General features: G+C 48.4%; 13 protein-coding genes. 6 read left to right on the top strand and 7 right to left on the bottom strand.

Going from position 1 to position 23,013, the window contains the following annotated elements:
* The first annotated feature begins 6 nt into the window (after positions 1 to 6).
* The 3 genes from C4H11_RS09100 (at position 7) to C4H11_RS09090 (ending at position 3,639) form a co-directional block, all read left to right on the top strand.
* The gene (locus tag C4H11_RS09100; RefSeq protein WP_106041379.1) at positions 7 to 849 is read left to right on the top strand and encodes a peptidylprolyl isomerase; all 843 of its coding nucleotides are present in this window, start codon (positions 7 to 9) and stop codon (positions 847 to 849) included.
* Positions 839 to 2,098: a M16 family metallopeptidase gene (locus tag C4H11_RS09095; protein WP_106041377.1), complete on the top strand. Its 1,260-nt coding sequence runs from the start codon at positions 839 to 841 to the stop codon at positions 2,096 to 2,098. Before C4H11_RS09100 ends, C4H11_RS09095 begins: the two co-directional genes overlap by 11 nt.
* Positions 2,099 to 2,301: 203 nt before the next feature.
* Positions 2,302 to 3,639 (top strand): MATE family efflux transporter, encoded by a 1,338-nt coding sequence (locus C4H11_RS09090; protein ID WP_106041375.1) that lies wholly within the window; start codon positions 2,302 to 2,304, stop codon positions 3,637 to 3,639.
* Positions 3,640 to 3,787: 148 nt separating this feature from the next.
* Here C4H11_RS09090 and C4H11_RS09085 read toward each other — a convergent pair whose 3' ends face one another.
* The 7 genes from C4H11_RS09085 to C4H11_RS09055 form a co-directional block, all read right to left on the bottom strand.
* Positions 3,788 to 4,780, bottom strand: a complete 993-nt coding sequence (locus C4H11_RS09085) for a BT_3987 domain-containing protein (protein WP_106041373.1) — start codon at positions 4,778 to 4,780, stop codon at positions 3,788 to 3,790.
* A gap of 26 nt (positions 4,781 to 4,806) precedes the next feature.
* Positions 4,807 to 5,940: a DUF1735 and LamG domain-containing protein gene (locus tag C4H11_RS09080; RefSeq protein ID WP_106041371.1), complete on the bottom strand. Its 1,134-nt coding sequence runs from the start codon at positions 5,938 to 5,940 to the stop codon at positions 4,807 to 4,809.
* A 21-nt stretch (positions 5,941 to 5,961) separates the two neighbouring features.
* The gene (locus tag C4H11_RS09075; RefSeq protein WP_106041369.1) at positions 5,962 to 7,020 is read right to left on the bottom strand and encodes a glycoside hydrolase family 18; all 1,059 of its coding nucleotides are present in this window, start codon (positions 7,018 to 7,020) and stop codon (positions 5,962 to 5,964) included.
* Between the two features lie 28 nt (positions 7,021 to 7,048).
* Positions 7,049 to 8,596, bottom strand: coding sequence for a SusD/RagB family nutrient-binding outer membrane lipoprotein (locus C4H11_RS09070; protein ID WP_106041367.1), 1,548 nt, complete (start codon positions 8,594 to 8,596; stop codon positions 7,049 to 7,051).
* Between the two features lie 15 nt (positions 8,597 to 8,611).
* Complete coding sequence (locus C4H11_RS09065) at positions 8,612 to 11,941, bottom strand: SusC/RagA family TonB-linked outer membrane protein (protein ID WP_106041365.1); 3,330 nt, start codon at positions 11,939 to 11,941, stop codon at positions 8,612 to 8,614.
* Between the two features lie 157 nt (positions 11,942 to 12,098).
* Complete coding sequence (locus tag C4H11_RS09060) at positions 12,099 to 13,088, bottom strand: FecR family protein (protein WP_106041363.1); 990 nt, start codon at positions 13,086 to 13,088, stop codon at positions 12,099 to 12,101.
* Positions 13,089 to 13,148: 60 nt separating this feature from the next.
* Positions 13,149 to 13,694 carry an RNA polymerase sigma-70 factor gene (locus C4H11_RS09055; RefSeq protein ID WP_106041362.1) on the bottom strand — a complete coding sequence of 182 codons (546 nt, stop codon included), beginning with the start codon at positions 13,692 to 13,694 and terminating at the stop codon, positions 13,149 to 13,151.
* A gap of 464 nt (positions 13,695 to 14,158) precedes the next feature.
* Here C4H11_RS09055 and C4H11_RS09050 point away from each other — a divergent pair, with 464 nt between their 5' ends.
* The 3 genes from C4H11_RS09050 to C4H11_RS09040 all read left to right on the top strand — a co-directional run bounded on the left by C4H11_RS09050 (position 14,159) and on the right by C4H11_RS09040 (position 22,820).
* A complete protein-coding gene (locus C4H11_RS09050) occupies positions 14,159 to 18,736 on the top strand; it encodes a translocation/assembly module TamB domain-containing protein (RefSeq protein WP_106043294.1) in 4,578 nt (1,525 codons plus the stop codon).
* An 81-nt stretch (positions 18,737 to 18,817) separates the two neighbouring features.
* Positions 18,818 to 21,163, top strand: a complete 2,346-nt coding sequence (gene tamL, locus C4H11_RS09045) for a translocation and assembly module lipoprotein TamL (RefSeq protein WP_106041361.1) — start codon at positions 18,818 to 18,820, stop codon at positions 21,161 to 21,163.
* Positions 21,164 to 21,251: 88 nt separating this feature from the next.
* On the top strand, positions 21,252 to 22,820 hold the full coding sequence (locus C4H11_RS09040; RefSeq protein WP_106041360.1) for a sulfatase family protein: 1,569 nt from the start codon (positions 21,252 to 21,254) through the stop codon (positions 22,818 to 22,820).
* The last annotated feature ends 193 nt before the right edge of the window (positions 22,821 to 23,013 follow it).

Genomic DNA, 23,013 nt, shown 5'->3' with positions numbered 1-23,013 from the left:
AAGCAAATGAAAAGAAATGTTATTGTATTACTAATCATACTGGTGGGCGGGCTGGCAGCCTGCAAACCGGGACAAAAGAAAAACCTGAATATGGAAAAGGAAACAAAGTTGAAGATTGAGACAAGTGCAGGCGACATCGTTGTGAAACTCTATAACGAGACGCCGAAACACCGTGACAATTTTATCAAGCTGGCAGAAGAGGGTACTTACGAGGGGACGCTGTTTCATCGTGTCATCAAAGACTTTATGATACAGGCCGGAGACCCTGAGTCGAAGAAAGCCCCCAAGGGCAAGATGCTGGGATCGGGAGACGTGGGCTATACCCTTCCCGCCGAATTTGTCTATCCCCGCTACTTCCATAAGAAAGGGGCTTTGTCCGCCGCGCGTCAGGGCGATGAGGTGAACCCGAAGAAGGAGTCTTCCGGTTGCCAGTTCTACATCGTGACCGGCAAGGTTTATGGCGATTCCGCCCTGCTGAACATGGAGCAGCAGATGAACCAAATGCGTCTGAACAACGCTTTCAATGCCTTAGCCCAAAAACACATGAAGGAAATCTATAAGATGCGCAGGGAGAATGACCAAGATGGCTTGATGAACTTGCAGGACTCTCTGTTTGCTCAGGCCGAAGCACAGGTGGCCAAAGAGCCGGAATTCAAGTTCACGCCCGAACAGATAAAGGCTTATACCACAGTGGGCGGAACGCCTCATCTGGACGGTCAGTACACCGTGTTCGGCGAAGTACTGGAGGGCATGGAGGTAGTGGACAAGATACAGAAAGTAAAGACCGACCGCAGCGACCGTCCCGAAGAGGATGTCGTGATTAAGAAAGTGACCCTCCTTGAAGATTAATAAAAAGACATTGGACAACGGACTGCGGCTGGTGCACCACGAAGACGCCGGCACGCAGATGGTAGCGCTGAACATAGTCTACGACGTGGGTGCCCGCGACGAGCATCCCGAACACACGGGCTTTGCCCATCTGTTCGAGCATCTGATGTTTGGAGGGTCGGTGCACATCCCCGACTACGACACGCCGCTGCAACTGGCGGGCGGCGAGAACAACGCATGGACGAACAACGACATCACCAACTACTACCTGACCGTCCCCAAACAGAACGTGGAGACGGCCTTCTGGTTAGAGTCCGACCGCATGCTGGAGTTGGCATTCAGCGAGCAAAGCCTCAACGTGCAGCGGGGAGTGGTGATGGAAGAGTTCAAGCAGCGTTGCCTGAACCAGCCGTATGGCGACGTGGGGCATCTGCTTCGCCCGTTGGCCTATCGGGTGCATCCCTACCGTTGGCCTACCATCGGCAAGGAACTTTCTCACATTGCCAATGCCACACTGGACGAAGTGAAGTCGTTCTTCTACCGTTTCTATGCCCCTAACAATGCCGTGCTGGCCGTCACCGGGAATATTTCCTGGGAAGAAACCCTCAGACTGACCGAGAAGTGGTTTGCCTCTATTCCGCGGAGGAACGTCACTGTAAGGCAACTGCCGCAGGAACCTCAGCAAACGGAAGAGCGGCGACAGACGGTGGAACGCAATGTCCCCCTCGACGCACTGTTCATGGCTTATCCCATGTGCGGTCGCGAAGGAATCGATTATTATGCGTTCGACATCTTGTCCGATATTCTAAGCAACGGGCGTTCCAGTCGCCTGAACCGCCGACTGGTGCAGGAGCGGAAGCTGTTTTCCACACTCGACGCATACATCTCCGGTTCGCGCGATGCGGGACTGCTGCACATCAGCGGCAAACCTTCAGCCGGCGTTTCATTGGAACAGGCCGAAGAAGCTGTCCGCCACGAATTGGAAGAGTTGAAACGGCAACCGGTAGACGAGCGGGAACTGGAAAAAGTGAAGAACAAGTTCGAAGCTACCCAGATATTCGGGAACATCAATTATCTGAACGTGGCCACGAACCTTACCTGGTTCGAACTGACCGGACAGGCGGAAGACATAGACCGTGAAGTGGACAGCTATCGTTCTGTCACTGCGGAACAAATCCACGCCGTAGCGCAGCGTACATTCCGAAATTCCAACACCATCGTATTGTACTATAAAAAAGCATCAGGCTCCTGCCTGCCGGCAAAGAGATGACGAATTGACGAAAAGTTCTTTTATTCTTCGCATCAGCTCCGCATCCGCTCCGTATAAGCTCCGTATAAGCTCCGTGTCAACTCCGTATCAACTCCGTATAACCTCCGTATAAAGTCTGCTCCTATAAATGCGGAGATGACACGGAGAAGGTAGGGCTCCGACACGGCCCGGACAGAAAGTGAACCTCAAAAAAAACTGACATTATGAAAAGATTCTTCGATACATATAAGTGCCATTACAAAGCTTTGGTCTTTTTGGGCATGCCCATCATGATAGGCCAGTTGGGCGTCATTGTTCTGGGCTTTGCCGACACGCTGATGATAGGACACCACAGTACGGCCGAACTGGGCGCAGCCTCTTTTGTGAACAACCTGTTTACGCTTTGCATCATTTTCAGTACCGGTTTCAGCTATGGGCTCACGCCGGTGGTAGGCGGCTATTACGGCAATCGCCGCTTTGCCGAGGCCGGGCAGGCTTTGCGATGCAGTCTTGCGGCAAATGCGCTGGTGGCTCTCTTGCTGACCTTCATCATGACCATCCTTTACTTCAATATAGAACGTCTGGGACAACCCGCCGAGTTGCTGCCGTTAATCAAACCCTACTACCTGACGCTGCTTGCCTCGCAGCTCTTCGTCATGTTGTTCAATGGCTTCAAGCAGTTCACCGACGGCATCACCGACACCAAGACCGCCATGTGGGTGTTGCTGGGAGGCAATGCGCTAAACATCGCCGGAAACTACGTGCTCATCAACGGGAAACTGGGATTTGCCGAGATGGGGTTGTTGGGAGCGGGCATCAGCACGCTGTTCTCACGCATCGTGATGGCGGCGGTCTTTGCACTGATTGTACTTCGTGGCCGCCGCTTCATACGCTACAAAGTGGGCCTTGTGCGTTTGGGCTGGTCTGTGCCCATGTTCAGGCGGCTCAATGCACTTGGATGGCCCGTGGGGTTGCAGATGGGCATGGAGACGGCTTCTTTCAGCCTCAGCACCGTCATGGTGGGGTGGCTGGGCACGTATGCGCTGGCTTCGCATCAGATTATGCTGACCATTTCGCAGTTCACCTTTATGATGTATTACGGCATGGGCGCCGCCGTGGCCGTGCGCGTCAGCAACTTCAAGGGACAAGGCGACGGGGCTAACGTGCGGCATGCGGCGTATGCCGGATTTCATCTCATCCTCTATATGGCGGTGGTATTGTCGGGCATCGTCTTTGCATTGCGGGGGCAGTTGGGCGGATGGTTTACGGACAATGCGGAAGTGTCTGCCCTGGTTGCTTCTTTGTTCCTCCCGTTCCTGATTTATCAGTTCGGAGACGGATTGCAGATCAACTTTGCCAATGCTCTGCGAGGCATTTCGGACGTAAAGCCTATGATGGTGATTGCCTTTATCGCTTATTTCGTCATATCCTTGCCCGTAGGATACCTTTGCGGCTTTGTGCTGGATTGGGGTCTGGCAGGAGTGTGGATGGCCTTTCCGTTCGGGTTGACCTGTGCCGGCGTCATGCTGTGGATGAGGTTCAGGCTAAAAACGCACGCATGATGAAAGGTGTAAGTCAATAAAAAAACTCCGTCCGAGTCTGCGGACAGACATCCGCAGGCTCGGAACAGAGTATCTCCGAAAACAGGATAGTCCCTAAAAGAAAGTTATAAAGGCTTTTTAATACAGCTTTCTTTGAGAATTCTCTCCCCTATTTCTTCTTAAACAGATTCAATTCACCTATGCCGGTATAACTACCAATACCCGGCTCGAGTACATTGAGTTTAAATGCTACGATATTTTCGAGTACGGAACTGAACATGGTATATTGAGGCGCATAAAGCTGAGATTTGTTCAGTGTAACCTCACCTTCAAGACTTCTCCATTCCGTATCTCCCTTTTTCTTATATTCCACAGAAAAACTTACCAGATTATATTGATAGCTATAAGCATTCTGTCTTTTAATGGAGATACCTACTACTGTGACAGGTTCCGTCCATTCGGCGGCCCACCAACCCGGTTCATCGAGTCCCAAGAACCAAGACGAAGTGGCATCCCCATCGGCGGCTTTTTCCGGACTATAATAGTCACCGAGGTAGTTCGAGGCAGTAATTGTCCAATCTTTGCGATCCAGTTCCATCCATGAGGCCGGCTTCCTGGTACTGATTCGGATTTCCTTTTTAGAGAGTACAAAATAGACCGTATTCCGATTAATGCTAATCGCTCCCTCGTCACCACTCTTCAGAGTGATGGGGAGTACATACTTCTTGGATGCCTCCAACTTCGATAAGTCCGAAACCGAAATACGAAGCGTATCCGAAGAAAAATTATCTCCCGCCTTGATGGTAAGTTGCCCGGTAGAGAAGGTAAAAGCACCCTCGGGCACAGCTTCATAGTTTGTTTTATGTTCGGCATTGTAGCTTTCTGTCAACGAATTGTCTTGTTCCACGTGCAGCTTCACATCTTTGACTGCACGCATAGTCGATTTTCCCACGACATAATATCCGGTTCGTTCACCACTCAACGTATTGTCGAGCAGAGACAACTCGAAATGAGACGGCTGTAAGACGGCCGCAGGCTCCGAAGAGAGATAGTAGAGTTGCTTTACCCCCATCTCCTCATCATCATTGCTGCAAGATTGTATAAAGATAGCTCCCGACACGATTAATGCCTTATACAGAGCAGTTTTCCAGTATATTTTCATTACGTTCTATGTTTAAAATCCGTTCTTTATTTGAAATTCACATCCTCTTCCCAATTCAGAGAACCTTCGGCAGTCATATCGAACCCATTCGGAGTGGCATCTTTAAACACATTGCCTTTTCCTTCATCCAGACGCCAGTAGCCCATCAAATCAGGATTTTTGGGGTTGATGCCCAGATACATGTTCGACTTGATTTGCGAAGGCGTAATGGCTTTTTTCCAAAGCCGCAATTGTCCCATCTTACAGGTGTTTCTGAACCAAGAACCACTCGTCACTAATTCCATGCGGTCGAAGTTCACCATGCCACCCTTGGTTTGGAGCGTCACGTCTTTCTCTCCGTTCACATAAATCGTCACCAATCCGCCTGCATCGTACGTGATGGTGAGGTGATACCATTTTTTCGGTTCAAACAGCGTAACGGTGTTCACCTGCGAGCCCATTGTTTTAATCTGCAAGGAGTTGTATGGGATGGGGGCGTCGCCGAAACGGATATAGATTTCGTTGGCACGCCCGGCCTTTCCGCTACCGGAGTTGATGATGGCCTGATTGTTGATAGCAAAACCGTCCATCCACACCCAGGTCTCAATGGTCCACTCGCCGGTGGTGAGGTTCATGTCTTTGCCGGTAGAAGCTTTATTGCTCTGATTCATAACGGGTACCGGTTGTTTCAGAGCCTTATCCAACAAGATGATGTACGATTGGGAGTCACCTATGGTGGATATATTTCCGCTATTGACCTTCAGACGGACAGGAATGGCATAAAGCTCACCATTGTTGGTAGAGTAAGTTTTGATGGAGAACTCCGTTTTCTCAGCCAGCGTTTCTCCCTTGTTTATTTTAAAGTTCTTTTCATACGACAGATACTCCGAAGGCAATACTTCGTAGCTGGTAGAAAAAGTCCGGTTATAGGCATCAAGAAGTGAAGCGTCCAACTCCAGCGTGCCTGCCACGTCTTCACTCAACGGTTGTCCTACCCGAACCGTCAGGTCGGTATGCGTAATATCGCCTTCCACAGTCACTTTGCCATAGGTAGAAGCCGTATTCGAGGCTTCTTGAAGATAGATGGCGTTATCTATCACACTATAATCTGCATTGTCGCAACTTGCGACCACGCAGAGCCAGGCGGCGCAAGCTATGATATGGTATTTATTTAGTTTCATGACATTCAATGTTTTTTTAAATTAGTTAACTGCCGGATTCATTATGCGAATGGCTTCGCGCAAGTATTTATACTCCACGGGAGTGGTGGGATAGTCATACTCCATATGGTAGGTTCCTACACCACCTTTCCGCACGGGTTTCCCATTCACGATAGGCGTCCAATAGGCCATGCCTGCCAGAGACTGCATTTTATTGCCGTAACGATCCGTATAACCTACTCCTCCCGTCGAAGCATACGACTCGAAATTCTCGGTAACGATATATTTTCTGGCCACTTCTTCAGGAGACAAGATTCCTTTGAAGTTCTCGATAGTGGAGAAGAGCCGTCCGTCAAGATTAGAGTCCGAGGTTGCGTTATAAGCTTGCACGATGAAATAGTCGAAGTACGGGCCGCTTTCGGACACGATGCTTTGAGGTTCTCCGTCAATCACCAGTAAACGGTTTGTGCCGGATTTTGGCCCCATGTGTTTGCTCAGTGTCTTGATGAAATGCAACATGTAAGCGTCGTTGCCCGACATATTGCCACGATGCCCGAAGTTTGGTTCGTAATCAATGTCGAAACCATCATAATCATATTTGATAATGGTGTCGCAAATCGCCAAAGCATATTTCTCGATAGCCGCCAGATTCTGAGCATTGTCTCCTGCCGTATTCTTCGGGTCAAATCCCCAGTACTCGTTTGGTTTTTCCTTATACTCCACCGGTGTGATTTGTGCACCGATATCCTGAATAATGAAACAAATCAAGGCACGTGTCCCCTTCTGCTCCTTCACTTTTTTCTTGTCAATCATACGATGTTCGTCCAGCGTATGCCAGTTGCCCCAAACAGAAACAAAGTCCACACTGTCGGGCATTCCCATCAGGCTGTTCACCATCGAAGCTCCCCGGCCGGTCCAGTTACCGAACCAACCAAATGTCACCTGATGGTCTGTTTTCTTATAATCGCGCAAAGAGGCATAGTAATCTTTTGCAGGATACTCAAAATAATCCTTGCTTTCCACCTCTGTCCAATCGCTGCAACTCCAGAAAGCGACGGTCAACAATCCCCAAAGGGCTGAATATAGTATCTTTTTATTCATGATTTTGCTGTTTTTCTGTTTTGGATGTTTATTTCTTTTTAGCCCACCACAAATCCGTGGCACCGGTATCCGGGCCTCCAAGCATATTGACGGCGGCCGTCACATTCTCGCTGTTTCCTTGTCTTTCTTTCAGAGGGAAAGGCAAACGGCGTTGCTGACGTTCGGTGCTGATTACGCCATTGCTCAGGTTGTCCACCACAGGGAAGATTTCGGGATAACCCGTACGACGATAGTCTGCCCAGGCTTCCAATCCGAGTGGGAAATTGGCAATCCATTTTTGGGTGATAATACGTTCGAGATTGGTCTCAAAGGCAGCCTCCGCATCCCAGGCGATGGTGATTTTCGTTTTTATCGAATAATTCATTTTAGCTGCTTCCATGGGCGAGACATACGATTTAGGCGTGGAAGTATTGTCTGCCACATAAGTTCCGGCACCATTCACTTTCCGTTCGGCAAATGACAGTTCAATACCCTTTTCGTAGAAATCCTTTGCTTGACCTCCCATATTCCAGTTGCGCAGTGCGCCCTCGGCACGCAGGAAAGCCGTTTCGGAAGCGAGGAACATCGGCATGTCGTCTTTCTGTCCGTAGGCGGGCTTGGAGAATTTAGAGCCCATGGCTGTAGTCATTCCCTTCACACCGGAGCGAAGCCCTACATAGGTGTCCGTCCCTTCTGTCCCCACGGTGGCTGCCGTGAAGTATGCCGCCATGCGCGGGTCGTTATACCCGTTCATGTAGCTGGTCAGCGTGGCATTGGCACGAATTTCTCCCCAACTATTGGCAACCAGCCAGAAGGGGTTGGGTTCGGCGCCTACCGGAACCATTGCGTTGCAGGAAACATCATCAATCAATCCTCCGTCGTCGCTGACAGCCTCTTCGGCCGCCTTGCGAGCAAGTTCGGGGTCTGCATTCACGATGCGCATGGCCAAACGGAGTTTCAACGAATTGGCAAAACGAATCCATTTGGAGTAATCTCCTTTGTATACGGCATCTACCTCACTCAAAGGACGCAAAGAGGTTACAGAAATGTAATCTTTCAGCACGGCTATGGCAGAAGTCAAGTCTCCCAGCATATTTTTATACAAGTCGGCTTCGCTATCGTAGGGAGTCTGCGATTCTCCTTTCGATACCTTGCTGTAAGGAATCGGTCCGTAGCAAAGCGCCACACGCGACATGGTGTTGACCCGTAGAATCTGGGCCATGGCAAAGAAGTGTCCTTTCTTTTGGGTGGCTTCGGCTATCTTATAGTAATTGGGATAGAACTTCTCGAAAGGCGTATTGAAAGGTATCTGATTCCACCCGTCGGTCTGATTGTACGTATTGAAGTTAGAACCTCCCCATGAGGTAGACATCGTGAGATAACCGCCATAAGGCCCTCCCACCATCTGATCAATCATCTGGTTGTCATTCTGCTGCACGTTGATACCGGTGGTTATCAGTTGACCGAATAATACGGGTACAGGCAATGTATAGGGGACATAAGGCTCGGTATTGTATTTCTCGAAATTATCCGTACATCCCGTGAAAAAGGGAAGCAAGGCTACAATGAATGCTATATGTAGAATGTTTCTTTTCATAATAATTCGACGTTTTTAAAATTGGAATTTCAGGTTGAAGCCAAGATTGCGTGTACTTGGTGTCATGAAATAATCTACTCCCTGATAGAAATTGCTGGTAGTGGAAGGAGTCAATTCGGGGTCGAACGGAGCCTTGCAGTAGATCATCCACAGATTCTTGGCCACGAAACCGGCAGTAATGCCTACCACGTTACCGAACCATTTGCGAGGAAGCGTATAGCTGAAGTTCAGCTCAGACAAACGGACGTTAGTGGCGCTGTACGTGTAATACTGGCCTAAACCTCCATTAGCTCCACCCACGGTCTGATAGTATTTCTTGGCATCTACATAACCGTTGTTCACCCATACACCGCCTGCATCACGTGCATCGGCCGTGGCTTGAGACACACCGTAATAGTCGAGAACTCCTTGCGTGTTGGATATCACAAGACCTCCCAAACGTGCCGAAAGCATAACTCCCAGATTGAATCCTTTGTAAGAGAAGTTGTTGTGGAAGCCCATGTTGGCTTTCGGAGCCATGCTGCCTATTTTCTTTGGTTCTTTATAGGTAGTTACACCCAAGTTGCCCGATTGAGAGTCTACCCAGATGTAGCCGTTACCGTCTTTTTTCAGCTCTTTGTCTACATAGAGGTCGCTCATGGAACCTCCTTCGCGCAAGATGACACGAGGGCCATATCCTTCAGCTCCGAGCGTGGCCACGCGCAGTTCTTTCATTTCAATGGGTTCACCGGTGGCCGGGTTGGTGGCTCCTCCTGCCAGACGTTTCACTTTCGAGCGGTTCATGGTCAGCGTATAAGTGCTATTCCACTCGAAATCGCGTTTCTTGTATGTGTATCCCAATGCAAACTCGATACCCTGATTCTGGATATTACCGGTCTGTACGATTCCTTTGGAGAAGCCGCTGGAAGAAGGCTCATCAATGGAAAAAGTCTGATGATAGGTATTGGAACGGTAGAATGTGAAGTCCACGTTCAGATTGCGCCACAGCTTCATATTCAAACCTACTTCCCAAGAGCGGGTATCTTCCGGTTTCAGGTTCGTTGCCGGGCGGGTAGTAGAAGTGGCCCATCCGTGCGACTGTTCGTTGAATGCAAATCCCGGATTGGAGAGATAGCGTGCAAACGACGAACCTACGTGACTGTAAGATCCGCGAACCTTGGCATACGAGACGAACTCCGGCAAGCGGAACATTTCAGAAAGTACGGCAGACACACCCGCCGAAGGATAGAAGAAGCAAGGGGTATCTGTGAAAGCAAGCATGGATTCCCAATCGGTGCGGCCGGTCAGTGTCAAGTAGAGACGGCTCTTCCAGCCCAATTCCACATTGGCAAAGATACTTTGCGTCTGGTCATGATAGCCTTGTTGTTTCGGCTTGAAATTAGAGTTGTAGTTGATGTTACGGATGGTGAACAGATTGGCAAGCCCTGCCAAATCACCTTCCATACCTTTAAGTTCGTGTACAAGGTCTTTGATGGAGGCACCGAGGTTGGCGTTGAGCGTGAAGTCGTTGAAACGCTTGTCTACGGTCAGCATGGCATCGGCATAGATGCTGCGGTCTGTACGGTCGATGTCGGAGTAGAAACCGTTCTGTCCGGCAAAGGTGCCCAATGTGGTGGCATGACGCTCTTGCGTGAATCGAAAGTTTGAGTTATCCAGTTTCACGCGACCTGAGATATTCAGCCAGTCCAATATTTTGTAGCTCAGACTTCCATTCACCATGAAACGATGCTTTTCCGATTCGCGGTTCATGCGCTTTGCAATCCAATAAGGGTTCTGAAGGCTCATGCCTTGCGCCTCGTAGGGCCAGTATTGCACCATCAGGTCGCGTCCCACATTGTAGCGCTCGAACATCCGTATCTCGTCGAAGTTTCCGTTACGGGGGAACAGATACAAAGCCGGAATGGGATTGAAATACTCTCCTTGCGAAGTCATGTTCTTATCGTTCTGAACAATGTAACCGGCACCGATGTCAAGTGTCAGTTTATCTTTTAAGAACGTGGCAGTGTTTCGAAGCGAGAAGTTGTAACGGCTGTACGAGTTATTGGGGATAACACCGGTGGAATGGGTGGTAGAAGCCGAGGCATAGGTCTGGTTCTTGTTTGTACCCGTAGAGAACGAGATGGTGTTGATGACATTCGTTCCGGTATTGTAGAAGTTTCTTGGGTCATAGCGTTTATCGGTCTTGTTTCCCCAGCTCTCGAAAGCGCCGTCCAGATTGCCATACGTATTCTGCATCTCCGGCATCATGTATACGTTGGAGAAAGTGGTGTTGTTCGTAACGGTCAATGAAGTGCGTTCTGCGTTTCCTTTCTTGGTATTGATCAACACCACACCGTTGGCGGCGTCGTTACCGTAGAGGGCTGCGGCCGAGGGGCCCGTAAGCATGTTGATGCTTTCGATGTCATCCGGGTTCAGATCGGCTATGGCATCTGTTCCTCCTTGTGTGGCAAGACGGCTGTCGCTTGAACCTCCGGCAGAAACGTTGAACATGGGAATACCGTCGATGACATACAGTGCGTTGTTGTCTTTAGTGATGGATTTTGAACCGCGCATTACCACACGCGCTGCTCCTCCGGCACCGGTCGACGAGCTGTTGATGGTGACACCGGCCACCTTGCCGGCCAGTGAACTCATGAAGTTGGCATCTTTTACAGTATTGAAGGCATCGCTCTTCACTTGCTGCACATTGTAGCTCAATGCTTTTTGTTCGCGCTTGATACCCAATGCGGTTACCACGACTTCATCCAGCATTTCCGCATCCTGCTTCATTATCACTTGATAGAAGTCTGTTTTTGAAACAGGGATGAGTTGAGTGGCATAACCTATATAAGAAACGATGATTTTGGATGTTGTCGGCACGTTTATGGAGAAGTTTCCGTCGATATCGGTAATCGTACCCGTAGAACTTCCATCCACAGCTATATTTACTCCGATCAGCGGTTCTCCGTTCTCATCAACCACCTTTCCTTTGATGTCTTTGGAAATCTGCGTAGCGGTTTTTGTTTTCTTTCCTGTAACTATAATGTAATTGCCTTGAATTTGATAGACAAAACCGGTATTTTTCAGGATAGCATCAAGAGCGGCTGACAGCGATACATTTTGCAAATCAAGGTCGATAAACTCTTTTCCACTCAACTCGGAATCGCTATAATTTATGGACATCTTAGATTGCTTTTCTACCGCTTTCAGAGCCTGAATGACAGTAATTTTTTCTTGCTTGATCGTTATTTTTCTTTCATTCTGAGCCGATACAAGCGTAGGTGTGAGTAATAATAGACTGAGAAAAGTTAGAAAGACCCACTTATGGGTTATTTGTTCTGCTATTTTTTTATAAATTTGTAGCATCTTTAGTATTAGTTAATTGGTTTATTATTCTAGAATCTTCAGAATAGCGTCAATATGCGCTAATATTAAGGGAAATTGATTTCACATCCGGAGGGAACGGGCATTCCTTCCGGATATTTTTTTGCATAGTATCTTCTTTATAGGTTTTACAACAAGGTTATTTCTTCTTATAAGTTACGTAACATTTATTTCCTTTGATTACATAATTTATATCTCCCACCACTTGCGATATAATCTTCATCACTTCTTCCAGATTCGCTTGCTTTCGGAAGCGGAAGCTATATGTACTCTTGTTCATGCTATGAAGACTATATACGAAAGCATAAGGGAATTTGCGCTCAAGACTTGTAAAAATATCTTCCAAAGGCATATTACTGAAAAACAACTCTCCGCGTTGCCATGCCGTTACATCGTCGATTTCAGACAATCTCAGGTTGTGTCTCTTTGTCTGTTTATTATATATCAGTTGTTCATTGGGCTTTAGAATGACGTTGGATATCAGATTGTTGAATTCTACTTTCACACTGCCTTCCAGCAAAGTGGCTATCAGTTCGTTATTCTCGGGATAAGCGTTTACATTAAATTCGGTTCCCAGCGCCGTCACTTGATAGTCATTGGCTTTTACGATAAAGGGATGTTTCTTATCCGGTTTTACTTTAAAATTGGCTTCACCTATCAAATATACGCTTCGGGTGGCTCCTGCAAATTGTTTCGGATATAACAACGTACTCCTTGAATTCAGCATGACGCGCGTGCCGTCGGGCAATGTAAACTCATGGGTTTCCGCCGTCGGTATATAGCATTCTACCAAATCTTTTTCCGGTCTGTTCTTTTCGAGTATCAGATAAATAGAAACAGACGACACGGCCAATAAAAGAATGGCTGCGGCTCTCCATAACAGTAGCTGATAATTCTTGTGAGGAACAGAAAAAACGACACCTGTGTTTTGTTGCATCCGACGAATTGATTGCTGCATTCCGCCGGGTATTCCCTGCTCTCCGGCTTGTTTCCAGAGCATGCGGAGTGCTTCGTTTTTTTCATCCGCATGATCTTCGTCGGCCAGCCATTGTCGGACTTCCTTTTGTGTGTCGGCTGAATAAACATTATGCCCGAACAATTCAATAAGTTGCAGAATATAATTTTTCATATTTTTTTCCTTTGCCTTTAGGGCTTCACACATAAAATACAACCACCCCGGGCCTACTACTTAAAAAAAGAGGAAAAAAATAAATAAGAGAAGCATTTTCTTCAATTCTACCAATGCCAAATACACCTGATGCTCTACGGTACGAATGGAAACATCGAGTTTTTCTGCTATTTCTTTATGGCTTAATCCTTGGAAGCGGCTAAGCTCGAATATCAACTTCCGGCGCTTCGGCATTTTCTCCAAAGTCAACCGGATAATCATCAGCATTTCTTTATAATAAACGTTGTTCAGAGCTTCTTCGTTTTCTGCCAATTCATGGAGAATCGCTTTTTCTACCTCTGCCTGATATTCCCGTTCTATTTGCTGATGTTTGAAGATATTCAGAACGATGTTTCTGGTCATTGTAAATACGTAATTATCCGGTTCTTGTTCGTTATCCAACCATATTTCAGGCTTTGGCCAAAGTTTACAAAAGACCTCTTGAGCCACATCTTCTGCATCACTGTCGGATTTGAGCAGCATTTGAGCAAAGTTCTTCACTTTCGGGAAATAGGTAGTAAAAAACCTCTGAAACTTCAATTCAGTCTGCCTGTCGTTATTTTCCATTTCTCCTGAGTTTTTTCTGTGTTAACAGCTTTAAATCAGATGCCTCGGTGCAGTAGAGTCATCCGAACTGTTTCCGCATATATTTCTCGATGGGTACAAAGATAAGCAGTTTGCTCGTTTCTTACAACTTTATTCCTACAAGGAAGCCGTGATCGTCTTCCGGGAGCAGGAATAAAGCGATACTCCGATTTTCTTCTAAAAAGCCCGCTTTTATCTCGAAATAAGGCATTATTTTGTTCTTTTTAGTGCGGAAGTTTCACGAGATTTTGTTTACTTTGCAAAGCTTTAAGAGTTTGTCTGATTTCTGTTCTGTATTATTTTAAACGTTCAGTTTGAGGTTGTCTTACTATTTGTTGTTGAAATATAACGGAACGTATGAATAAGCAGCTGAAAGGAAAAGCATAAAGAAGCCGGCGGAAAGGTCGGAGCCCGGCTTTTGAAATATGATGACCGAATACATTCCGATGAGAAGAAAGTGGCTGAAGATAGCACTTTGGGTGCTGTTTACTCCTATATTGCTGTTTGCGTTGCTGATGATATTGCTTTATGTGCCTCCCGTACAGAATCTCATACGGAAGCAGGCCACGGCAATGGCATCGGATGCCACGGGTATGACCATCTCCATAGAGCGAATAGATCTTCGTTTTCCCCTGAACTTGTTGGTGCGCAACGTATTGGTGGTGCAACCGGATGAGGCAGCAGGTGTGCAACATGCCGACACTTTGCTGACCCTTAAAAGCCTGAATGTACGCGTGCAGGCTTGGTCGTTGCTCAAAGGTAAGATAGAGGTAGATGACATTACTTTGAAACAGGCAGTCGTCAATTCGTCCGATCTGCTGGAAGGCATGCGGATAAAAGGCGTGTTAGGGCATTTTTTTCTGGCAGCTCACGGCATAGACTTAACTACGGAAGAAGCCGTACTGAACGACATACGGTTGAGCGACACGCACATGCAGGTGATGCTTGCCGACACGACAGACATCCCGAAGGACACGGTGAAAACTGCATTGAACTGGAAAATCACCCTTCATGCCTTGAAGCTGAAAAATGTTTCGGTAGATTTGCAGATGCCGCTCGATTCTCTGCGGCTGGCTACCCGCATTGCAGATGCCGAGGTGAACGATGTCGCTGCCGACCTGAAACGACAATCTTATGGATGGAAGAAGTTTTTGCTGACCGGTGCCTCCATCAGTTATGACGAGAGCGACACTACATCGGCTGCCGGCCGGCAGGGAGCAAGCGCAGGCAATGGCGCAAGGAAGCCGACGAAAGGCTTCGACCCCACACACATCGCGCTTCATGATATTCGTCTCGGCATCGACTCTGTGTCATACTGCAACAGAGACATGAAGGCCGTTATCCGCGAATGCTCCATGTACGAACGTTCCGGTTTGAACATTACTTCCATGACCGGACGCCTGCTTGCCGATTCTGCCTTGATACAGCTCTCCGCCTTGAGACTGCTCACTCCGCACAGCGAGGTGAATTTCTCCGGGCGTACTTATTGGGAAATGACGAACCGGCCGGCAGCAGAGAATCTTTTTGCCCGCCTTGATGCCCGTATCGGAAAACAAGATATGCTGCTCTTTGCAGGAGGAACTCCCCAAACATTCAAACAAGCTTATCCTTTCCGCCCTTTGGTGATTCATGCCGGGATAGAAGGAAACTCCAAGCGTATGGAAATATCCCGCTTCACCGCCGATCTGCCCGGAGCCTTCTCACTGAAAGGAAACGGCGAGTTGTGGAATCCGGCAGACAGTTTAAAGCGCAACGGAAGCATCGACTTCGAAATGCAGACACAAAACCTGAATTTTCTGACGGAACTTGCCGGACTTGCACCTGACGGGGCTATTGCAGTGCCCGACAGTATGTACTTCACAGCCCGTTTGGCCTTAGATGGCAGGCAATGCACAGCTGCATTGAAGATGCGGGAACAAGAGGGATTTCTTAATTTGGATGCCGCTTATCATCTTTCTTCCAAAGCCTATCATGCTGACTTGACCATAGACGCCTTACAAGTTCATCACTTTCTTCCCAAAGACTCCATTTATACATTGTCGGCAAATGTTTCAGCCAGAGGAAAAGGCGTAGATTTCTCATCCCGCAAGACCGCCGCCACCCTGAATGCTTCGGTGGAAAAGCTGCAATACGGATATTGGAATATATCCGGTATAGACTTGCAAGCAGCTCTTCGTTCGTCGGTTGCCACTCTTCACTTTAGCAGCAACAACGCCTTGTTGAAGATGCGGGGAGATGCAAATATGCATCTCAACCGGAAATATCCGGATGGTACGCTGGATGTGGAAGTAGAAGATGTGGATTTGCACAAACTAGGGGTTGCTCCCCGCCCCTTGAAATATCCGTTTGCTTTCCGGATGGGGGCAGAGACAAGACGAGACTCCGTCAATCTGCATCTCGATGCCGGAGATTTGGATTTACGATTCCGGGCTCGCAACTCTTTGAAAAAGCTTTTAGCGCAATCGAATGACTTTTCTGTATTGTTGGTGAAGCAAATACAAGAAAGGAAACTGAATCATGCCGCTCTTCGGCATGTGCTTCCGTCGGCCGACATGTGGCTGACAGCCGGTAACAGCAACCCTGTCAACTACTATTTGGCAACGAAAAAAGTCTCGTTCGATGATGTGAATCTGAGGTTCGGCTTAACTCCCGAGGTCGGTATCAACGGACACACAGCCATTCACGGATTGCGTGTGGATTCTTTGCAGCTCGACACCCTCTTTTTCGGCGTGAAGCAGGACACCGCCTGCATGAGATTTCAAGGCGGCGTGATCAATGGCCCCAAGAATCCGCAATTCGTCTTCCGCAGCACGTTGACGGGAGAGCTTCGGAATGAAGATGCCGAACTGACCGTGAACTATACCGACGAGAAAGGGAAGACGGGCGTGTTGCTTGGTCTCAACGCCCGCTCGCTGACCGAAGGACATGGCAAGGGCGACGGCCTTTTGCTGCGCGTGACACCCACCGAGCCTATCATCGCTTTCCGCAAGTTCCGTTTTGTGGACGAAAGCAACTGGATTTACCTGCATAAAAACATGCGCGTCTATGCCAATGTGGACATGGATAGCGACGATGGTCTGAGTTTTCGCATGCAGTCCGACAGAAATGACACCGTTTCGTTGCAGAACATCAACCTCGAACTGATTCGTTTACGCCTGAATGAACTGACGGGGGTGATTCCCTATATGCCTCGGCTTACGGGATTGTTCTCTGCCGAAGTGAGTTATGTGCAGACCGCCACCTCGCTGCAAGTATCCGCCGAGGCCAACGTAGAGAAACTGACCTACGAACGCCAACCTGTAGGAAACCTCGGTTTGGGAGTTACTTGGCTGCCGGGAGAGAAAAACAAGCATTATCTGAACACCTACTTCACCTGCGATAACCGGCAGGTGATGACAGCCGACGGTATTCTGACCCGAAAGGATGGTAAGGACTCCTTGGAAATCACCACAGACTTTGCGCATTTCCCATTGAAAATGGCGAATGCTTTTGTCCCTGATCGCGTAGTGTCGTTCACCGGAAATGTGGATGGGGGGTTGCAAGTCAACGGGACGCTTGATAAGCCGAAGATGCATGGCGACATTGTATTTGACAGTGTGTCGGTCTATGCCCGTCAGGCGGGAGCACGCTATTGGTTCGACAACCGTCCCCTGCAGATAAGGGACAACCGCTTGACGTTAGACAAGTTTGCCATTTATACCACAAGCAAAAATCCGTTCACCATCGACGGGAATATCAATTTCCGGAATTTGGAACGCCCTACCGCCAACCTCAATCTGTCGGCTGAAAACTATACGTTGCTGGATGCCCGTCGCACTCGCGAGAGTTTAATCTACGGGAAAGTATTCGTCGACCTGCGGGCCACAGTGAGAGGCCCTCTTGACGGACTGACCATGCGCGGAAACATGAATCTGCTGGGCAACACGAATGCGACCTATGTGCTGACCGATTCTCCGCTTACAGTGGAGGACCGCCTTGACGGATTGGTGTCCTTTACTTCCTTCGCCGACACCGCTTCCGTGAAAGAAGCAAATACCCCGATAATGTCTTTGGGAGGTATGAAGATGTTGATGTCTGTCCATATAGATGATGCCGTACGCTTGCGTGCCGACCTGAGTTCCGACCGCAGCAAGTACGTAGAACTGGAAGGTGGCGGCGACTTGAATCTGCAATATACTCCGCAAGGAGACATGACCCTCACCGGACGCTATACGCTTTCGGGCGGTTCCATGAAATATTCGTTGCCCGTCATTCCGCTGAAGACATTCCTGTTCATCCCGGGCAGTTACGTAGACTGGAGGGGAAATATCATGAACCCCACTTTGAACCTGAAAGCCACCGAACGAATGCGCGCTTCCGTATCGGATGGTGTGGACGGTAATGCCTCGCGCATGGTGAACTTTGATGTGTCCATCTCCATCAAGAATCATTTGGACGCACCCGACCTCGCCTTCGACATTTCAGCACCCGAAGATGCCACCATCGAAAACGAGTTGCAGGGCATGGGAGCAGAAGAGCGCAGCAAGCAAGCCATTGCGATGCTGGTCACGGGTATCTATCTGAACAGCGGAGCCAAAGGGAGAGGTCTGACGATGGGAGCGGCTCTGAACAGTGTGCTCCAAAGCCAGATAAATTCACTGGCTGGTGGAATAAAAAACGCCAATATCAGTGTGGGCGTGGAAGACCGCATTTCCTCCGAAACCGGCGATACGCAGAAAGACTTCAGTTTCCGCTATTCTCAGCGCTTCTTCAACGACCGTGTACAGATTATCATCGGAGGGAAAGTATCTACCGGGACAAATGCGACGAACAATACGGAATCTTTCATTGACAATATCTCGCTGGAATATCGTCTTGATATGTCGGGAACCCGTTATGTACGGGTCTTTCATGACAAGAACTATGAAAGCATGCTCGACGGCGAGATAACGGAGACAGGTGTCGGTCTTGTGCTCCGCAAGAAGATGAACCGCTTGGGCGAACTTTTTATTTTCAGAAGGAGGAAAAAAGCTTTGACGGAGTGAGTGTCCTCACCGTTTTATGCAATGCCTATTTTTCACAGGTGAGAATGCCTGCATCTTTATATCGACAAGAACAGAGAAAGAATGAGACGACTGATAATAAATATAATAGGTATAATGCTCCTTGCAGCTTGCTCCACTACGAAGCATCTGCCCGAGGGAGAAGTGCTGTACACCGGACAGAAATCCACGATCTTCCTGAATCCGAGCAAGACATCGGTTGGGGAAGCGGCGATGGTGGAGGTAGAAGCTGCTCTTTACAAAGCCCCCAACAACTCGATCTTCGGCATACGCTACCCTTTTCCTTTGGGTTTGTGGGTATACAACAGCTTTCAGAAGTATGAGAAAGGGCCGGGCAAATGGATTTTTGATAAGTTCGCCTCCACTCCGGTGTTGCTCTCCACCGTCAATCCGGATATTCGCCGGAAGGTCGCTGTCAATCTGTTGCGCGACTATGGTTATTTCAATGGGAAAGTAAGTTATAAAACTTTCGCAGACCCGAAAGATTCATTGAAAGTAAAGTTGCAATATACGGTAGATATGCGTAATCCCTATTTTATAGATACAGTGTGCTATCGGGGATTCAACCAACGTTCTACCCGTATCATGGAGTCGGGGCGCCGCTATTCGCTGATCAGCCCGGGAGAACAGTTCAATGTGGTTGATTTGGATGGAGAACGCACCCGCATCAGTACTTTGCTACGCAATGTGGGCTGCTATTACTTCCGTCCGGACTACCTGACATTCCAGGCAGATACGACGATGGTGCCCGGAGGACATGTGCAGATGCGCATGACACCGGTACCCGGCATGCCCAAAGTAGCGGAGAAGCCTTTCTATGTAGGCGAAAAGTCGGTGCATCTGCTTGGGAAGCAAGGAGAGGAGCCCAATGACAGCATAACATACAAAGGCTTGACTATCCACTATCACGACAAGCTACGGGTACGTCCCAATATGCTTTACCGATGGCTGAATTATCAGGGTTATCGCCGGAAACGCCAGTTGCAAGACAGCGCAGGCATTGCACGCCGGCAATCCATGCAGGAGATGTATAGCTTGTATCGCCAGACCCGTGTGCAAGAACGTCTGGCCAATGTAGGCATATTCCGCTATGCGGAGATGCTATATACACCACGCGACACGACATTCGCCTCCGACACATTGGATATGAAAATCGTGGCCGCTTTCGACAAGCCATACGATGCAGAATTGGACTTTAATGTCGTGATGAAGAGTAACAGCCAGGCCGGCCCCGGCGCATCTTTTACGGTTACAAAGAATAACGTTTTCGGCGGTGGTGAGAGCTGGAATGTAAAATTGAACGGTTCGTACGAATGGCAGACGGGTAAGGACCGCTCTTCGCTGATGAACAGCTACGAAATGGGGATTTCCTCTTCACTTATCTTCCCGCGTGTGGTCTTCCCGCGTATGGGCGACCGCGAATATGACTTTCCCGCCACAACGACTTTCCGTCTGTATGCCAACCAAATGAACCGGGCCAAATATTACAAGTTGCTGGCTTTCGGCGGGAACGTCACTTATGACTTCCAGCCCAAACCTGCCACCAAGCACAGCATCACCCCCTTCAGACTGACATTCAATGTATTGCAGAACCCCACGGCAGAATTCGATGCACTACGTGCCAAGAATCCGGCACTATACGTCAGCCTGCGCGACCAGTTCATCCCTGCAATGGAGTATACTTATACGTACGATAACGCCTCGGTGCGCGGAAAGCGTAACCCCATCTGGTGGCAAACTTCCATTGTGTCGGCCGGCAACGTCACCTCGGCTGTTTACCATCTGTTAGGACAATCTTTCAAAGAAGAGGGGAAAGAACTCTTCGGTGTGCCTTTCGCCCAGTTCCTGAAACTGAATTCAGAGTTTCGCTATCATTATCGGATAGACAGGAATAACAAAATAGCTTCGCGCATTGCAGCCGGAATAATCTACTCTTACGGAAATGCAACGACCGCCCCCTATACGGAACAATTCTACATCGGAGGCGCCAACAGTGTAAGAGCGTTCTCGGTACGCAGCGTAGGTCCCGGAGGCTATCCGCCCGAAGACACTCAAAAGTATACTTATATTAATCACGTAGGCGACATCCGCATGGAAGCTAATCTGGAGTATCGTTTTCGCATCATCAGCGATTTGCACGGTGCCATCTTTCTGGATGCCGGCAACGTATGGCTGATACGTAAGGATGAAAACCGTCCGAACGGGGAACTTACTTGGAAAAACTTTCCCAAACAGATAGCTTTGGGCACGGGATTCGGCCTGCGCTACGACATGGAATTTCTGGTCTTCCGTCTGGATCTGGGCATCGGACTGCACAACCCTTATGACACCGGGAAGTCGGGTTACTACAATATCCCCCGCTTTAAAGATAGCATGGCATTGCACTTTGCCATCGGTTATCCTTTTTGAGAATATAGCGAACACCATGTGATTCCGCACCTGAAAAAGAAATAATAAAGACTTATCGTCACAACTTCTCCGATAAAAAACAAAGCTTATGAGAAACCGACATTTAGCATTCACACTTCTCACACCGATAGTATGTTCCGCTTTCCCTACAAAAGCCCAGAACGTCAAGAACAACAAGGTGACTAACCGAGAACTACCCAATGTGATCATTATTTTGGCTGACGACTTAGGTTATGGCGATTTGGAATGTTATGGTGCAAAAAACGTACAAACTCCCAACGTCAATCGTTTGGCGAATCAGGGCATTCGCTTTACCAATTCACATGCCATAGCAGCTACCAGTACTCCTTCACGCTACTCCATATTGACCGGCGAATACGCATGGCGTCGTCCTGATACGGATGTAGCTGCCGGCAATGCGGGAATGATCATCCGCCCCGAACAATTTACAATGGCAGATATGTTCAAAAGTGCCGGATATACCACTTGCGCCATCGGTAAATGGCATTTAGGACTGGGGGACAAAACCGCCCGGCAAGACTGGAATGCTCCACTCCCTGCCGCCTTAGGAGATTTGGGATTTGATTACCACTACATCATGGCAGCAACAGCCGACCGTGTTCCATGTGTATTTATAGAAAACGGGAAAGTTGCAAACCATGACCCTTCTGCCCCCATTGAGGTGAGCTACACACAAAACTTTGCCGGAGAACCTACAGGGGCCCGGAATCCTGAGTTGCTTCATAACCTGAAGCCAAGCCACGGACATGACATGGCCATTGTAAACGGCATCAGCCGCATCGGCTTTATGAAAGGCGGAGGCAAGGCTCTCTGGAAAGACGAAAATATAGCAGACTCTATCACAAGTCACGCCATCGACTTCATAAAGCAACATCAAAAAGAACCGTTCTTTATGTACTTTGCCACCAATGACATCCACGTTCCCCGCTTCCCGCACGAACGCTTCCGAGGCAAAAACCCGATGGGACTGCGCGGAGATGCCATCGTTCAATTCGACTGGTCCGTGGGACAACTAATGAACACGTTGGACAAACTTGGTTTGACAGAAAACACACTAATCATCCTGTCGAGCGATAATGGTCCCGTGGTAGACGATGGTTATGACGATAAAGCAGAAGAATTGCTGCATGGGCATACTCCTGCAGGCCCGTGGAGAGGGAATAAGTATAGTGCATTCGAAGGAGGAACTGCCGTCCCTACCATTGTGCGCTGGCCTAAAAAGATAAAGGAAAGCCAAGAGTCGGATGTACTGATGTCGCAAATAGATTGGATGGCTTCTTTAGGTGCGTTAGTAAATGCCGTTTTCCCAAAAGGAAGTGCGTCCGACAGCTATAACCGCATCGACAACTTATTGGGGATAGATAGTACAGATCGACCTTGGATAGTGGAGCTTGCCGCCAATCATGTATTGTCCATACGCACCAAAGATTGGAAATACATCGAACCGAACGATGGACCTGCCATGATACAGTGGGGGCCGAAGGTTGAGACCGGAAATTCAAGTACCCCGCAACTTTATGATATGAGAAAAGACCGATACGAGCGTGTCAATACGGCATCACAACATCCGGAAATTGTATTTAATATGCAAAATATCCTCCGCAAAGTACGCAATAGGACGATAAAACCGGAATAGCCGACAATAAAGAAAAAACTGCCCGTCATTATAAAAGTTTCATTGAATGACGGGCAGCACAAAACCGTCAACGACACGATGACGAATTTCCCAACCAAACCACGTGAGAGATAAAGAAGTTTACCCCTACGCAATATGCATAAAGAATAAAAATACCACAAAAAATATTCTTTTTTGTATATTATATCTCAAA

The sequence above is a fragment of the Bacteroides zoogleoformans genome (assembly GCF_002998435.1).
Classification (GTDB): Bacteria; Bacteroidota; Bacteroidia; order Bacteroidales; family Bacteroidaceae; genus Bacteroides; species Bacteroides zoogleoformans.
This window is presented reverse-complemented; position numbering and strand designations above follow the sequence as displayed.